Consider the following 16,642-nt stretch of genomic DNA (forward strand, 5'->3'; position numbering starts at 1 on the left):
GCCAAACTGAAACAAGATGGGCTTTACATCGAGTCGCCATCGCACTTTATCTTTTTGTTTGCGCGTGATCTTTTCGGAAAACCGGTGAGATGGCCGGGTTAAACGCCGCCATTCGGGCTTTCGGATAGTCCGATGCGCAAACAAAATAATAGAGCGCCGCGACGAACAACTGAACGTTCGGCGCTCTAATCCCTGCCCGCGAAGCCGAGCAGCTTGTTGAAGCGATCCTCCGCGGCGACGGCCGATCTCCTGGCATGCGCATGCAGCCGCTCAGCAGCGGACTGGCTATAGATCCTCAATGCACGTCCCAGCGCGGCCGGGACTCGCTCCTTGCGAAACAGTGTTTTCCTTATCAATTGAAGGAGATGTGGATTGGCAAAGCGCTGAAACAGTTCATCGTCGAGCGCAACGATGGCCTCATGGCTGCCCGGATCGCCCTGACGTCCTGTTCGTCCGAAGAGCTGGCGATCGATGCGACGGGATTCATGATATTCGGTCAGCACCACATGAAGACCGCCGGCGGCCTTCACATCCCGATGAAGCAGGATGTCGGTGCCCCGGCCGGCCATGTTGGTTGCCACGGTCACACGCCCGGGCTGGCCGGCATTTGCGACGATCTCCGCTTCTCGCCGGTCCTGACGCGCATTGAGGATGGCCGGCTCAACTCCGGCCGCCGACAACATCCTTCCGACATGTTCTGACGCGTCAACCGATCGTGTGCCGATCAGGACCGCCCGACCCTTTCGCGTCGCCTCGAGCGCCGACTCGACCACCGACTTCCACTTTAGGTCCGACGTAGGGAAGACTCGGAATCCAAGATCGGTCCGGCGAACCGGGCGATTGGTCGGAATTGGCACGACGTGGACACCATAGACCCCATACATCTCGCCGCTCGTTTCTACCGCGGTGCCGGTCATGCCGCAAAGATGCAGGTAGCGCCGAAAGAGCCGCTGATAGGTGGTACGGGCAAGTGTCGTGCTGGGCTCGGTGACGACGCAGCTCTCCTTCGCCTCGATGAGCTGGTGCAGCCCATGCTCCCACGAGCGGTCGGGCATGACGCGACCCGTATATTCGTCGACGATCTGAATCTTTCCCTCAGAGACGATGTATTGCTTGTCGCGCCCGAACAGGTGGATTGCCGACAACGCCTGCCGAACGAGTTCCTCCCGAGCTCGTCGAATGTCCCACAGCTCCCCCAGGCCCGACGTGAGACCGGACAGCGTGCGCTCGCCATGCTCGGTCAGGCGTATCGTCTTCTCGCTTGCCGCCAGGTGGAAATCCTCGCCCGCAACCAACTGGCGCGCCAACCGCAACGCGGTCTCATACAACTGAGCCTTGTTTCCGGATTCATTGGGCACGCCGGACAGAATCAGGGGTGTACGCGCCTCGTCGATGAGGACGCTGTCCGCCTCATCGATGATCGCAAACTGCAGACCGCGCAGCACCAGCCTGTGAGACTGTCCGGCGAACGCGGCTTCGAACAGGTCATCCATGAGAAGGCGCGCGCTTGCCCTGCGCGGGCCGAGCGCAAGGCGATCTCGCAGATAGTCGAAGGCGAGTTCCTTGTTGGTGCAATAGGTTACGTCGCAGGCGTAGGCGTGCTTTCGCTCGAGCTGCGGCTGGCCCTGCTGAATGAGCCCGACCGTGAGGCCAAGCGCTTCATAGACGGGGCGAAGCAGTTCGACATCACGCCGCGCGAGGTAATCGTTGACGGTCACGACGTGAACCGACTGTCCCATCAGTGCAGCTGCGACCGCAGGCAATACCGCCGTGAGGGACTTGCCTTCACCGGTTTGCATTTCGGCGATGGCGCCGCTCATCATTGCAGCGCCGCCGAGCAGTTGAACCGGGAAATGACGCATTCCCGTATGCCGCTGCGTTGCCTCGCGGGCCAGGGCGAATGCCAGTGCCAATTCGCCGTGTCCGGATGTCGCCGACATCAATCGGTTGCGCAATCCGTCGGCCGCCTCGTGCAGTTGTTCATCCGGCACCGTCGCGAACTGGTGTCCGCAATCCTCGACACGACGGACGAACCGTCCGAGACGCCAGCGGTAGCTCCCGGAATAGAGATAGGGAGCAATGCTTCCCCATGTCTTGGACAGCGCTTCGTCGAGCCGGTTCCCCGGCCAATCGGCTCGCTCTACATAGGGACCATTGATGGCGAGGCGATCCCGGTTTGATTCCTGCCTCTGGCCGAGCGAGACGAGCACGTAACCAATCTCAGACTTGGAGCCGCGACAGTAAAAGCTGTCGCGTGCGCCGCCAGAGCTGCTGGCCCACGGGCTCCCATGGATGATCAAAGCGGACGTATACCCGGCTGCCAAACGCTGCAGACGGTAAGGTATCGGACACCAGCTCGATATCCACCTGGAAGACCCGCCGGAGAGTCTTCGTCCCTTGCTCGTCGCGCGGATCGACAGGCAAAGCCCCTCCGCCAGCTCCGCCAAGGGCCTTGCTCGGCAACTCGTCGCGGGCGGTCGGAACCTCGCGTACAATTCGGGCAGACAACGTTTCCTCCGGCCGCGCGGCAAGTCTGACGCTGGTGTGCCGTAACTGACCGCGAATGAGTGCGATGTCGTCCTGTCCTATCGCCGCGCGGACGATGCGCGAAGCCGGCGGCAAGACGTATCCGATAAGCTCGCCCTCCTTCAGGAAACGGCCCGGCAGATCCTGCGGCGTCACTGCGAAAAAAGTGCCCTCGCTTCGGCTGCGCACCGTGAGCCGTTCGACCTGATCGATCGTATTCGCCAACTCCGCTCGCGCGTGTGTGAGCTCGGTAGTCGTGATACTGGCCTGCACCCTGTCGGCGAAACGCTCCGCGGCGAGTCTCGCGGCGAGTTCGGCTATGCGTTCCTGCAGGAGTTCGAGCTTCGCATCGAGCATTGGCTCCTCGCTCTCCATGAGCGCTTCGCCGAGCGATACGTGACGCCCCGGTTCAACCAGCAGCCGGCTCACGAATGCGTTCGTGCCAGCCCGCACCTGCGCGCTCTCGGGCAGCCAGACTATGCCTTCGGCGGTCGTGTATAGCGGGGCTGGAACGAGGAAGAGGCCGGCCAACGACGCCAGGATCATGGCCGACGTTGCCGTGACGACGCGGGCGCGGTTCCGCCTGTAGCGCGGGCTTGCGGCTACCTGCCAGAGCGCCTTGCCGATTGGCAACACGAGGCAGGTGAGAAGACTCCACATCGCGATCGCAATGCCAACCGCCAGATACTCCTCTGCAACAAAAATCGCGATGGCAAGCAGGATAAACTGCCGGTAGACGAACGACGCCGGCGCATACAGGAACAGCCACACCCGCTCTCCGGCGGTGGCCGCAAAATCCCGTGCCCCGTCCGTCCGAAAGACATAGTGATCGACCAGATACCGCCAATAGCGCGTCGCTCTCTGCGACAGGTTGGGAATCTCGAGCAGGTCCGCGAGAATGTAGTAGCCATCGAACCGCAAAAGAGGATTGCCGTTGAACAGCAGTGTCGAAATGCCGGCGATCAACATGACGTTGAACGCGACGGCCTGGGTCACTCCGGGCTCGACGAGGGTCCATACGCACATTGCGACGGCGGCAAGAAACACTTCGACGATCATTCCCGCCGCACCCACCAGAGCCCGCTGCCATTTGCTGCGGAACTTCGACGCATCGGAAGCATCGACGTAGGGCATCGGGAAGAACACCAGGAATATCACGCCGATTTCGTGAACCGCGCCGCCGAATGCTTTCAATGCATATCCGTGCCCTAGTTCGTGCAGTGCCTTGAGCACCGGATAACACAGGGCCATCAACAGGATATTGTCGGCGGCAAGAATGCGGTCGGTGGCGTTGTGGCTGAGCGCCTGCCAGTTCAATGCCGCCAAGATAATGCCGATGATCACTACAGCGAGCCAAATGATCGCGGCTGGCCAACTGAAAAGCCATTTCACCAGCGGCAAAGTGCGCTCGAAGAATGGGTCCGGGTACCAAAGTGTTTTCCGGAATGCCAGCGGGTTGAGAACGTTCCGCAACCATAGCGATCGCCGCGTCTTGGCGGCGCGCTCCAAAAGCCCGGCCGAGTCGGGCGTAACCTCGGTCTGGAGCAGATCAGCGGAGTTCAGTTGTCCTAGCAGATAAATGATCTCGTCCTGGCTCGGTGTTTCCTGACCAAGGCTTGTTGCCGCCTCGCGCCAAATCTGGTCAATGGTCCGTCGTCCATCCATGTTGCCGACCAGCAAGTAGCTGGCCGATGAGAGGCGGTGCACGCTGCCGGTCGCGCGATCGTTGAGGACGTACCAGCTGCGGCCACGATATCGATGCCTGCTGACCGAGATGTGCTCTCTCAGCTTGGGCCGCAGATTAGCGACGCGATACCAGGAAGAACTCAGGAACGTCGCGCTGCTCATCCCGGATACCTCACGGCAGATACTTCCACGCGGCCAGACGGACCGCGTCGACCACCCCGTGTGTCCATATCCACAGCAGGGAGCGTTGCCCGGTTTCGATTTTTGCGACCCCTTCCATTCCTGGCTGCAGCCGCTGGCCGGGCTCCGTCAGCCGGGCTTCGACCCGGAGCGTGTTGCTCCCCTCATCAGCGGTCGTAACCGGCATGATCTTGCTTACGACCAGCGGCAATGCGTCGGCCGGCGATCCCGCCAGCGCGACCTTGCCGGGCTGCCCGACCGCTATGTAGCGGACATCGTGCTCATCGACGTGAACGATCAGTCGATAGGAATTAAGCGGAGCGATTTCGAACAGAACATCGCCCTTCTCGACCGGGGAGCCGTGCTTCTGACTGAGGTCGCCCGAGACGACGATTCCATCGAACGGAGCGACGATCCGGGACCGCAGTAGCTTGTCTTCAGCCAAGGAGAGGACCGATTCGGCTTGGCGGACCTGCGAGGTCAGGACAACGAGATTCGTCCGCTCGTGTTTTGCAAGCGCGTCGCGCTGCTTCTGCACCAGCTTGTCGCGTTCTGCACGCCACTTCATCTGATCGAGAACAAGATCCCGGTCGTCGAGCGTGGCCAGAACATCTCCTCGTCTGACCGTGTCGCCGGCGCGCACGTGAGCGTTGCGGATATACCCGTCAAACGGGGCCACTGCCGCTCGCTGCAGTTCCGGCTCCAGCACTGCCTTCGCCGTCACCCTGTGCTCGGCGCTCGCGAAGGGGAGGAACAGACCGAGCGCGACAAGGCCGGTTGCGACCAGCTTGAGACCCGGGCGGCCACGGCCAAAAATCGCCGCGATACCATCGCCGGCGCGATCGGCAATGCGGCCGGCCACCAGCCTGTCGGTCAGAAGCTGTTGGCGGACGACCGGTCCCACAAGCACCGCTGCGGCCTCAGCGAGTTGCATTGTCTCCTTGTCAAAGGGTTCATCGTGATGGCGTTCGAGAGTTATCGCGCCAACCAGACCACCCTTGCCGTCACCAACCACAACCGTCAGCAGAGGGCCTCGCGTCCGGACGACCTCGGAGAGCGTCTGATGGGCCATGTTCGCGGTGCGTACGGCCCAAGGCAGCTGCGGGCAGGGAACAGTGGCACGTTGGTCGATCGCCTCTTCCATGGCATTTTCGATCGCGTCGATCAGGCGGCCCTCATTCTTGAACCGGGCGGAATGCGAAATGGCGCGCAGGCGGATTGAGCCGTTTCTTCGCAGGATGCCCATCGACACACGGTCGCAACGAAGCCTTGTCGCAAGATCATTGACGATTGCGATGACCATCCCGTGCAGGTGATCCTGCTCGCCGACCGTGATCAGGAGATCCAGGCACGCGGTTGCCCGAACAATTCGTGCCGAGGTCTCCTTGGCGTGCTGAACCCAAGGCAAAGTTGCAAGCCAGCCGCCACCCCATCGCAGTCGCTCGGCGATAACTTCGGGGACCGGCGCAACTGCACCCGCCCGCGTTGTTATTGCAACCGCTGCCACGGCAATGACTTCGCCCGCTCCGATAGGAGCGGCGATGAGAAGGTCGCCAGGTTGCGAAGGGCCGATAGCTCCCTCCGCCGGATGTCGCGAGATGGCGATCCGCTGCTCGGAATAGGCAAGCTCCGCCAGCCGCGAGAGGTTCGGAAGCTCAACATGCCGTTCCGGCCAAACTGCAGAAACGGACAGGCTCTTGTCCGGCCGTCGCGTGACAAGCAGGCCTGCCGTAGCACCCGAAATGCGAGCGCATTGAAGCGCCAGCCAGGCCGAGCAATATGCTTGTTCATTTCCGGCGTCAGACAGTCCGCTCTGCTCGGCGCGCAAAGATGGCCGCCTGCCGGCGAACCGTCTTTCTTCAGGTTTGTCGGGTTGTTCCGATCCGACCAGCGCCGGTTCAGACATGTTCGCCGTCCCAAAGATCGACTTTAGCCGTCCCAAAGATCGACTTTGCCGTTCAAGATCGGCGAGCACGGACAAAGTACGCATTACGGCGCTCTCGGTCCGTTAAAATCCGTTCGCGCGATGGGTCGATTATAGATATGCTGCAGCCCAAGCGCAACTCGCGCAGCATTGCCGGGATTTGGGACCTATGTTCTTCACCTGCATCGGGCGCAAACGGCTCAGCGGGAACTGGTCGGGCAGGTTTCTTGGAATGCTCTTCGTTGGTGCCTTCGCCGCTTCGGAGGGGCGGTCGGAGCCAGTCGAGTTCGACTGTGTCATAGAGCCTCAGCAGGTCGTTAAGCTCGCCAGTCCGGTCGTCGGGGTGATTTCGCATCTCGACGTCGATCGGGGAGATATTCTCAGCAAGGGTCAGGTCGTTGGCGGGCTGGAGGCTGGGGTTGAGGCGGCTGCCCTTGCGCTCGCCCGCGCGCGTGCGACGAACGAATTTTCGATCCGGTCTGCGGAAGCCCGCCTGCGTTTTTTGCGCGGCGAGCACGAGCGACTGATCAAGCTTCAGGACAAGGACATTGTCTCCCGGGCTGCACTGCAGAAGGCCGAGGAGGAGGCAAACGTCGCCGCCCACCAACTCGAGGAGAGGAAACTGGAAAAGGAGGTTGCTGCCCTGCAGGTCCGCCATGCAGAGGAGGTCCTGGCTCAGCGAACGTTGCGGAGTCCGATTGATGGCGTTGTTGTCGAACGGCTGCTGGTACCCGGCGAGTATCAGAACGAGCAAAGCCCTGTCTTGACGCTGGCTGAGATCGATCCTCTTCGAGTCGAGGTGGTTGCTCCCGTCACGTATTACGGTCAGGTCCGGGCCGGTACCATTGCCGAAGTCCGGCCAGAGGAACCCATTGGTGGCTCCTACCCGGCCACAGTCGTGGTTGTGGACCGTGTGCTCGACGCTGCCAGCGGAACTTTTGGCGTGCGCCTTTCACTTCCCAATCCCGGCTTGCGGCTGCCGGCAGGGATTCGATGCAATGTAGTGTTTGATCTGAATGCAGATGGTGGGGTGTCGGCTCTGTCGGGCGGCAGCCGGCCATAGCCAGGATGTGATCAATACGTATCGCCGTCCGTCGGCCGTGTCGCCGCCTTCCTGCTCGCGGCACGCGCCGAAGGCGTCGATCTTCCCGGCGATGGCGGGATCGAGCGGCGGCTCCTGACATTCGGCGAGCGCCCGCTTCCACACGTCTCAGAGTTCCGGCGGATTCGGATCGACGACCAGCTCGGCGTGGAAATAGAGGTCGTAGAACCCGTTGGCCTTTCCGAACGGCATCCAGATATTAAAATACTGGCCGCAGAAATGGCCCTTGTTGCCGAACACCCCCTGTTCGTTGACTTTTTCGTCATAGAGCAGGAGAACGCGCCGGTCGATCGGATCGTCGCCCATGCCGAACGTCTGGGCAAGCACTTCCCAGATTTTTCCGACGCCGAGATCGCGCAGAAATTTGCCGACCACGTGGCTGTCGACTTCGACGCTGCTGGGATCGGGGACGCTCGCGAGCTTTTCGGGGAGCGCCGCCATCGCGATGCGGACTTTGTCCTCTGCTTCGCTCGGTGTGCCGCTGTCGTGCTCGAGTCCGACGATGGCGAGCGTGATGGGCGGAACCAGCATGAGCTCGGGACCGGCGACTTCGAACATGACGGCGGTGTCTTGCCCGGCATCGACGCTGTAAGGCCCGAACCGTCGGGTCACCGCGCCATTCGCGCCGGCGACGCCGATGATGAAGTAGGGCTCATCATTGCCATGCGGTGTCTGCTTCCAATGGCAACGGTGCCCGACGAAGCGGACGCGCACCCATTGCCGATAGTCCAGGGACGCCCGCGCGCTGACGCTCTTCACGCCGCCGCCGGTGAAGCGGCGCAGGAAGATGTGGCCGTTGCGCTCGGTTTTGGCCATCGGATAACCGAGCGGCCCGCGCTGCGCGCCATGGCCAAGCCAATAGTTGTTGATGGCGGCCAGGTTGGCCGGGTGATCGACCGGTTCGGCGGGCGGCGGCGGCAGGACGGCCTTGACTCTAAATGGCACGCTGAACTGCTCGTTGGCAAAGCCGTCGATGATGAGCTCGGACTGAAGGATGCCGGGCTCGGTCGCAACGCTGAGGGAAAGGTTGAGCTCGGCGACCGAGCTCATGGTGCCGGCGACCGCGACCACCCGCGGCAGGATGGTGACCGGACCATCGATGGCACTCAAGGTGAGGGCGACTGCAGGCGCACCCCTGGGGAGACTGACCCGCGCGCGGATGAGCGTAGTACGGCCGATCTCAGCCTGAACAGGTTGCCCGAGGACTGTCACGGTCGGAAGCCCGCAAAACAAGTTGACGGGAACGGAGAATGGGCCGCTTTCGGATGCGTCGAAGATCAGCATCGTGGAGGTGAGCCACGGCATCGATGCATTAGTCTGGAACGTGATCTTGCAGAGCACGTCGAGACCGGTGACGTCCCGCAAGGTGGCGCCTGGGCCGACAGCTTCTACCAGCTCGCGCTCGACGACGAAGGGCGGCGGCCGCACGCCATTGGGCAGGGGGCCGTCGGTCTCCGGATTGAATGGGCGTTGCGTGACGCGCATGCTCTGCATCTCGACCAGCTTGATGCTGGCGACGTCCGGGACGAATCGCGCCTTCAAAGACCCTTTGGCGCCATCGATGCTGAAGTGCGTGCTTTCCGCTTGTCCCGGCGGGACCGCGCGCTGAATGACGGGAGGTACAACCGACACAACATTGCCGGCAGCCTCTTGCGGGCCGCTGAGGTAATCGACCATGGTCCGATCCCCCTCGAGATCTGCAAGCCATCCTAGCACTCCTCGCCGGTTGTGCAACAGCGTGGATGATTCGACCCCCGCGCTGGGCAAGGATGGCGACGAGCGGAGCCGCCGCGGTGAATCGCTCAGCCCTGAAGGACAGGTCCAGTTGTTGGAAAGACTAAACCGGGTGATGGCCGTTCTGTGTCGAACGAGTACTTAGAAGTCCGTCTTCTCGCCGCCTTCCTGCTCGCGGCGCGCGACGAAGGCGTCGATCTCCTCGGCAATGGCGGGATCGAGCGGCGGCTCCTGATATTCGGCGAGCGCCCGCTTCCACACCTCATTCGCCTTCTGCCAGGCCTGCGGGCTGCCCGAAGCCTGCCACTGGCTGAAATTGCGCCAGTCGGAAATGATCGGCGCATAGAAGGCCGACGAATAGCGCTGAAGCGTGTGCTGGGCGCCGAAGAAATGGCCGCCCGGCCCCACTTCGCGCATGGCGTCGAGGCCCAGCGCATCCTCGGAGAAATCGAGCGGCTTCAGGAACTCCATCACCATCTGGAGCAGATCGGCATCGAGGGCGAATTTCTCGTAGGACGCCACGAGGCCGCCTTCCATCCAGCCCGCCGCATGCTGGATCAGGTTGCCGCCGCCCATGATGGCGCCCCACAGCGAGAAGACGCTCTCATAGGCCGCCTGGGCATCGACCATGTTGGCGGCATTGGTGTTGGAGGTGCGGTAAGGCAGTTTGTAGCGGCGCGCCAGCTGCCCGCCGATGATGCAGGCTTTCATATATTCGGGTGTGCCGAAGGCGGGCGCGCCCGACTTCATGTCCACATTCGAGGTGAAGCCGCCATAGACGAAGGGCGCTCCCGGATTGGCGAGCTGCGACAGAGTGAGCCCCGCCAGCGCCTCGGCATTCTGCTCGACGAGGGCGCCCGCGATCGTCACCGGCGCCATGGCCCCCGCCAGCGTGAAGGGCGTGCAGACCACGACCTGATTGTGGCGCGCCATCTCGATGATGCCCATGCCCATGGGATCGTCGAGCTTGAGCGGCGAATTGGTGTTGATCACCGTGTAGCAGGACGGCTCTTTCAAAAACTGCTCCGGTGAAAGTCCACGCGCTATGCGGGCAATCTCCATGCCGTCGAAGAGCCGCGCCCGCCCCGTCGAGATCGTATAGAGGATCTTGTCGGAGAGCCTGACCTTGTTGCGCATGATATGGAGATGGCGCACCGAGGCATGGACGTCGAGCGCATCGACGGAGCCGCCGCCCGCGGTGTGGATGCAATTGAAGAACTGCGCCAGGCGGATGAAATTGGCATTGTCCTCGAGCGTGCCTGGCCGCCTCCCCTTGTCCATGTCGGAGCAATTGGGCGGACCGCCGACGGGGGCGAAGGCGATCCATCTGCCGCCGATCTGGATCGTATGCGCCGGGTTGCGGGCATGGAAGGTGAATTCGGAAGGCGGGGTCTTCAGCGCTTCCGCCACGATGTCGCGGCCGATGCGCACCCGCTCGCCCTCGACCTTGGCGCCCGCCTGCTCATAGATGCGGATCGCCTCCTTGTTGAGGACGTCCATGCCGATCTCTTCGAGGACATCGAGCGAGCGCGTGTGGATCGTCTCGATCTGGTCGTCCGACAGGATGCGCGACGGCTCCAGCGTCAGCCTCGGCTGCGCGAAGGGAAGCTGCGGGATCTTCTGATGCTTGGCATCGGGCCTGCGGCCGCGGCCGCGCGAATGATGCCGGGCTTCATTGTCGATGAGGGTCATGGGAGCTCCGCATGGGCTTTGGCAATCCGGGCAGCGACAAGGGCATTGTTCTTGACGAGTTCGATATTGGCGGCAAGTGAGCGGCCGGCGGTGGCGCGGGCGAGGCGCGCCAAGAGGAACGGCGTCACGTCGCGGCCCTCCACTTTCTCGTCGCGGGCTTCCGCGACCGCCTTCTCGATGATCGGCGTGATCTCGTAGGCCGGGATCTCATATTGGGCGGGGATCGGATTGGCGACGACGATGCCGCCCTTGAGCCCCATGGCCCATTTGGCCCGCATGAGCCGCGCCAGCTCTTCCGGACCATCGACCCGCATCGGGCATTTGAGGCCGCTGATGCGCGAATAGAAGGCCGGAAATTCCTGGGTTCCATAGCCGACGACCGGCACGCCCAAGGTCTCGAGCTTCTCGATGGTCAAGGCGAGGTCGAGGATGGCCTTGGCGCCGGCGGTGACGACCGCGACATCGCTCAACGCCATCTCGCCCAGGTCGGCCGAGATGTCGAAAGTCTCCGCGGCCCCCCGGTGCACGCCGCCAATACCGCCGGTCGCGAATATCCTGATGCCGGCAAGGGCCGCGATCCGCATGGTCGCGGCAACCGTCGTCGCCCCGTCGCGGCCGAGCGCCACGGCATGCGGCAGGTCCCTGGTCGAGAGCTTGGCGATCGAGGCGCCGTTGCGCGCCAGGGTCTCGATCTCGGTCTTGGACAGGCCCACTTTCAGCTTGCCGGCCCGGACCGCAATGGTCGCCGGCACGCAGCCTTCATCGCGGATGATCTTTTCCACCGCGAAGGCCGTCTCGGCATTCTGCGGAAACGCCATGCCATGCGCGATGATGGTCGATTCGAGCGCCACCACGGGGCGATTTTCTCGAATCGCCTCAACAACTTCAGGTGCGATGCTGAGAAACTGATTCATTCGGCCTGCCATCACTCCATCACGGTGCCGGACATGTCTACCATGATCTCGATCGTGCCGGCTTGATGTTGAATCCCCTTCACGCTTTATTCTCCAGCCTGCGCATGACCCCAAGGAAAGCCATTATCGCTTTTTCCGGATCATGCGCTAAAAGGTCTGCTGCCTGCCACTCCTGCTCATGAATCATGGCGGGGGCCATCGCCGTCCGCAAGGGAGCAACCGACCATGGAACAAATGATCGCTAAATCGCAACCCGTCGCCCTCAGCCTGATGCGCTTCGTCGTCGGCCTGGTGCTCTTTGCCTTCGGCGTCGCCAAGATCCTCAAATACCCGGCCATGGAGTATTTCGCGAACCTCCCGCCGCTGATCCTCGCGGCCGGCTGGATCGAACTCGTGCTCGGCGGACTGTTGACGATCGGCCTGTTTACCCGGATCTCCGCCTTCATCCTCTCGGGCGAGATGGCTTTTGCCTATTTCATGGGCCATATGTTCAGGGATCCTGAGCCCGTATGGCATCCCCTGCTCAACGGTGGCAGCCTCGCCATCGTTTTGTGCTTTGCCTGCCTCTATCTCGCCACAGCCGGCGGCGGGCCCCTCAGTGTCGATGCGGCGAGGGACAAAACCGCGCGATCCTAGAAATCCGTCGGCGCCCCGCCTTCGCGCTTGCGGCGCTCGACGAAATCGTCGAGCTCGGCGCGCACGCCCGCATCCATGACGGGCTCGCGATAGTCGGCGAGCGCCTGCTTATAGAGCTGGTTGGCCTTCTGCCAGGCCTGAGGGCTCCCGGCGGCGAGCCATTGCTGGTTGTTGCGCCAGTCGGAGATCATCGGCGCATAGAAGGCGGTCTCATAGCGCGCCAGCGTATGTTGGGCGCCGAAGAAATGGCCCCCCGGCCCCACTTCGCGGATGGCCTCCAGCCCAAGCGCATCCCGGTCGGTGGCCAGAGGCTCGAGGAATGCCATCACCATCTGGATCAGGTCGCAATCGAGCACGAATTTCTCGAAGCCCGCCACCAGGCCGCCTTCCAGCCACCCCGCCCCATGCATGATGAAATTGCCGCCGCCCATGGTGACGCCCCAGAGCGAGAAGACGCTCTCATAGGCGGCCTGGGCATCGACGGCATTGGCCGCGCACGTGTTGGACGTGCGATAAGGCACCTTGTAGCGGCGCGCCATCTGGCCGCCGACGATGCAGGCCTTCATATATTCGGGGGTGCCGAAAGCGGGCGCGCCCGACTTCATGTCGACATTGGACGTGAAGCCGCCATAGATGAAGGGAGAGCCCTTGCGGACGAGCTGGGTGAAGGCCATGCCGGCCAGCGCCTCGGCATTCTGCTCGACGAGGGCACCCGCCACGGTGACCGGGGCCATGGCGCCGGCCAGCGTGAAGGGCGTCACGCAGACGATCTGGTTTTTCGCCGACATCTCCATGATGCCGCGCAGCATCGGCGCGTCGAGCTTGAGCGGCGAGTTGGTGTTGATGATGGTGAAGAGCGACGGCTCGCTTTCGAGCTGCTCGGGACTGATACCGCGGGCGATGCGGGCGATCTCGATGCCGTCGCAGATGCGCTCCTTGCCCAGCGAATAGGCATGGAACGGCTTGTCGGTCAGGAGAGCCATGTCGCGCAAGGCCTCGAGATGGCGGATCGAGGCATGGAGGTCGATCGGCTCGACCGGATAGCCCGAGACGAAGCCGATGCAGTTGAAATACTGCGCGAGCTTCAGGAAGTTGCGGTAATCGGCATGGTTGCCGGCCCGCCTGCCATTGTCGAGATCGGCGCTGTTGGGCGGGCTGCCGACGGTGCCGAAATTCATCGCATTCCCGCCGACCCTGAAGCTGTTCTCGGGATTGCGGGCATGAAAGATGAAATCTTCCGGCGCCGTCCTGATCAGTTCCTCGACCATATGGCGGTCGAAGCGCACTCGCTCGCCCTCGATGCTGGCGCCGGCCTGCTTCAGGAGGTCACGCGCCTCGAGCAGCATGAAATCCATGCCGATATCCTCGAGCACGGTGAGCGAGGCCTGATGGATCGCCTCGACCTCATCGGCGGAGATGATCTCCATCGGCGGGAAACGCCGGGTGCTTTTGCGGCGCGGCAATTGCGCGATGCCTTTCGCGGCATGGCCCGCATCGCCACGGCGGCTTTCGCGGCGGCGGCGGTGAGCTGTTGAGGTTTCGAGAGAGGCGTCAGCCATGGCGAACTACCTGTAAGCAGCAAGGTTGGGATCGGCGGCGACCTGCTTCACCAGCCATTCCTCGAAGCGTTTGATCTTGGGCTTGAGCTTGTCTTCGGGCTTGCAGGCGAACTGCCAGCGGTGGCGATGCGGCACCAGCAGCGGGAAAGGCTGGACCAGCCGGCCCATGCGGATCTCGTCGGTGGCGAAAGGACCAATGGTCATGGCGAGGCCCCGGCCCTCGACGGCCGCTTCCTGCGCCAGGATATAGCTGTCGAAAGCGAGCCGGTCCGACAGCTCGATATTCTTCACCCCTGCCCCTTCGAGCCACAAGCGCCAGTCCTCCTCGGCGGTATAGACATAAAGCAGCTTGTGCTTCTTCAGATCGGCCGGGGTCTTCAGCGCATTCGCTCCTTTGAGGAGATCGGGCGAGCAGACCGGCGTCAACAGCGAGCGGAACAGCGCACGGTAATTGTGGCCGGGCGACTTGTTGCGCGCCAGCACGATGCCGCAATCGACATTCGTCTCGTCGAACTCCCAATCGAAATAGGCGGTCGACAGCCTGACCTTCATGTCGGGATAGCGGCGCTCGAAATCATGCAGCCGCGGGATCAGCCATTTCAGCGCCACCGTCACATAGACCTGGATGGTGAGCTCATTGTCGGCGACGGCGGGCCGCAAATTCCGGGTCTGGGCCTCGATCTGGTCGAAGGCATCGCGCACCGGCGGGAAATAGGCGTGGCCGGCTTGCGTGAGCTCGGCGCGCCTGGCATCGCGCTTGAAGAGCTGCAGGCCCAGCTGCTGCTCCAGCGCCTTGACCTGGTGGCTGACGGCGGAGCGGGTGATGCCGAGCTCGGCCGCCGCAAGCCGGAAGGACCCGAGCCGGGCGGCGGCCTCGAAAGCGGTCAGGGCACGCAAGGGAGGAAGATCGCGACGGGGCAAGTGAGTTCACCAGAAAATCGAGCGCCGCATCTATAACAGGTTGAAAACATGGGTGTTAAGTGGATCAAATGAGAACGACGGCAAAATTTTGGTGAATTTTACTCACCATCCAGTCAACAAGATTGAGGCTTTCGGTTTGCCGGCAAACGGAGCACATTCCGCGTGAAATCAGGAGCTTCTCATGACTGTTGTCGAGGAAATATCACGCAGGCGCGGCGGGCGCGAAGCGCGCAAGGCGCTCCGTGCACGGCCCATCCCCCGCGAGGAGGCGGCCGTCCGCCCCGGCATGGAAGGCGGGCAATACAAACCACTCAGCCAGCGCGACATGGAGCGCATCCATGAGACCGCCCTCGACCTTCTCGAAAAAGTCGGGCTCGGCCAGGCCATTCCCTCCTGCATCGAAGTCCTGACCGCCAAGGGCGCCTTCATGAGCGAGCATGGCCGGCTCTGCCTCCCCCGCGCGCTCATCGAGGACACGCTAGCCAACTGCGCCCGCGATTTCGTGCTCTATGGCCGCGATCCCAAGCATGACATGGAGCCTTGGGGCAACAAGGTCTATTTCGGCACCGCCGGTGCCGCCGTCCATGTCGTCGATGTCGAGACAAGGACCTATCGCGATTCCGTGCTGGTCGATCTCTATGACTGCGCCCGCATCGTCGATCAATGCGAGCATATCCATTTCTATCAGCGCCCGATCACGGCGCGCGACATGCTCACCGGCCATGATCTCGATATCAACACCATGTATGCCTGCATGGCGGGCACGTCGAAACATGTCGGCACCAGCATGGTGGCGCCCGAGCATGTCGCCGAATGTCTCGAGATCCTGCATTATGTCGCGGGCGGCGAGGAGAAATGGCGGGCGCGGCCCTTCGTCTCGCAATCGAACTGCTTCGTCGTGCCGCCCTTGAAATTCGCCGAGGATGCCTGCCGCTGCCTCGAAGTCGCGGTCAGGGGCGGCATGCCGGTGCTGCTGCTGTCGGCCGGACAAGCGGGCGCCACCGCGCCCGCCGCCCTTGCCGGAACCGTCGCGCAAGCGGTCGCCGAATGTCTGGCGGGCTTGGCTTACGTGAATGCGATCAAGCCCGGCGCCATCGCCATCTGGGGGCCGTGGCCCTTCGTCTCCGACCTGCGCACCGGCGCCATGTCGGGAGGGTCCGGCGAGCAGGCGCTCATCACCGCCGCTTGCGCGCAAATGGGGCATTTCTACCGCCTCACCGTCGGCTCGGCCGCCGGCATGTGCGATTCGAAGCTGCCCGACATCCAGGCCGGCTATGAGAAAGGCGTCACCGCCTCGCTCGCCGCCATGACCGGCATCAATCTCCTCTATGAAAGTGCCGGCATGCATGCCTCGCTGCTCGGCTTCTGCCTCGAGAGCCTGCTCATCGACAATGACATGCTGGGCTCGATCAACCGCAATGTGCGCGGCATCGAGGTGAATGACGAGACTTTGTCGCTCGATGTCATCGCCAATGTCTGCATCGAAGGGCCCGGGCATTATCTCGGCCACGACCAGACGCTGTCGCTGATGCAGAAGGAGTATATCTATCCGGTGCTCGGCAACCGCATGAGTCCCAAGGAATGGAACGAAGCCGGCAAGCCCGACATCGTCGAGCGCGCCACGGCGAAGAAGATGGAGATCCTCACCACCTATTATCCGGAATACATACCGGAAGCGATCGACGACCTCATCCGCGCCAAGCACGACATCAAGCTGCCGCGCGAGGTGATGCGGATGGGCGATCCGAGGTGGTTCAAATAGGGCTGC

At 62.7% G+C, this 16,642-nt stretch carries 11 protein-coding genes; 3 read left to right on the forward strand and 8 right to left on the reverse strand.

Features of this window, described 5'->3' with window-relative positions:
- Window positions 1-185: 185 nt before the first annotated feature.
- From DS839_RS21310 to DS839_RS21315, 3 genes are read right to left on the reverse strand one after another with little or no spacing between them, the layout of a single operon-like run.
- Entirely contained in the window at window positions 186-2,210 is a 2,025-nt protein-coding gene (locus DS839_RS21310; RefSeq protein WP_162918710.1) for a preprotein translocase subunit SecA, read from the reverse strand.
- Window positions 2,211-2,220: 10 nt separating this feature from the next.
- The gene (locus tag DS839_RS36615; protein WP_162918711.1) at window positions 2,221-4,374 is read right to left on the reverse strand and encodes a M50 family metallopeptidase; all 2,154 of its coding nucleotides are present in this window, start codon (window positions 4,372-4,374) and stop codon (window positions 2,221-2,223) included.
- Window positions 4,375-4,384: 10 nt separating this feature from the next.
- Window positions 4,385-6,298 (reverse strand): efflux RND transporter periplasmic adaptor subunit, encoded by a 1,914-nt coding sequence (locus tag DS839_RS21315; protein ID WP_162918712.1) that lies wholly within the window; start codon window positions 6,296-6,298, stop codon window positions 4,385-4,387.
- Window positions 6,299-6,485: 187 nt separating this feature from the next.
- Between DS839_RS21315 and DS839_RS21320 the strand changes: the two genes are divergently transcribed.
- Entirely contained in the window at window positions 6,486-7,379 is an 894-nt protein-coding gene (locus DS839_RS21320) for an efflux RND transporter periplasmic adaptor subunit (RefSeq protein ID WP_119272495.1), read from the forward strand.
- Between the two features lie 147 nt (window positions 7,380-7,526).
- Here DS839_RS21320 and DS839_RS21325 read toward each other — a convergent pair whose 3' ends face one another.
- The 3 genes from DS839_RS21325 to DS839_RS21335 all read right to left on the reverse strand — a co-directional run bounded on the left by DS839_RS21325 (window position 7,527) and on the right by DS839_RS21335 (window position 11,758).
- Window positions 7,527-9,152 (reverse strand): hypothetical protein, encoded by a 1,626-nt coding sequence (locus DS839_RS21325; RefSeq protein WP_162918713.1) that lies wholly within the window; start codon window positions 9,150-9,152, stop codon window positions 7,527-7,529.
- A 141-nt stretch (window positions 9,153-9,293) separates the two neighbouring features.
- Entirely contained in the window at window positions 9,294-10,844 is a 1,551-nt protein-coding gene (locus tag DS839_RS21330; protein WP_119272497.1) for a trimethylamine methyltransferase family protein, read from the reverse strand.
- Window positions 10,841-11,758, reverse strand: a complete 918-nt coding sequence (locus tag DS839_RS21335) for a pseudouridine-5'-phosphate glycosidase (RefSeq protein ID WP_119272498.1) — start codon at window positions 11,756-11,758, stop codon at window positions 10,841-10,843. Before DS839_RS21335 ends, DS839_RS21330 begins: the two co-directional genes overlap by 4 nt.
- Window positions 11,759-11,983: 225 nt before the next feature.
- Between DS839_RS21335 and DS839_RS21340 the strand changes: the two genes are divergently transcribed.
- Window positions 11,984-12,394: a DoxX family protein gene (locus tag DS839_RS21340; protein WP_119272499.1), complete on the forward strand. Its 411-nt coding sequence runs from the start codon at window positions 11,984-11,986 to the stop codon at window positions 12,392-12,394.
- Here the strand turns inward: DS839_RS21340 and DS839_RS21345 are convergent.
- A complete protein-coding gene (locus DS839_RS21345) occupies window positions 12,391-13,953 on the reverse strand; it encodes a trimethylamine methyltransferase family protein (RefSeq protein ID WP_119272500.1) in 1,563 nt (520 codons plus the stop codon). The two genes, DS839_RS21340 and DS839_RS21345, sit on opposite strands and share 4 nt — an antisense overlap.
- A gap of 6 nt (window positions 13,954-13,959) precedes the next feature.
- Window positions 13,960-14,874, reverse strand: a complete 915-nt coding sequence (gcvA, locus tag DS839_RS21350) for a transcriptional regulator GcvA (RefSeq protein WP_119272501.1) — start codon at window positions 14,872-14,874, stop codon at window positions 13,960-13,962.
- A 181-nt stretch (window positions 14,875-15,055) separates the two neighbouring features.
- Between gcvA and DS839_RS21355 the strand changes: the two genes are divergently transcribed.
- Window positions 15,056-16,636: a trimethylamine methyltransferase family protein gene (locus tag DS839_RS21355; RefSeq protein WP_119272502.1), complete on the forward strand. Its 1,581-nt coding sequence runs from the start codon at window positions 15,056-15,058 to the stop codon at window positions 16,634-16,636.
- Window positions 16,637-16,642 lie beyond the last annotated feature (6 nt).

The organism is Taklimakanibacter deserti (assembly GCA_003574785.1).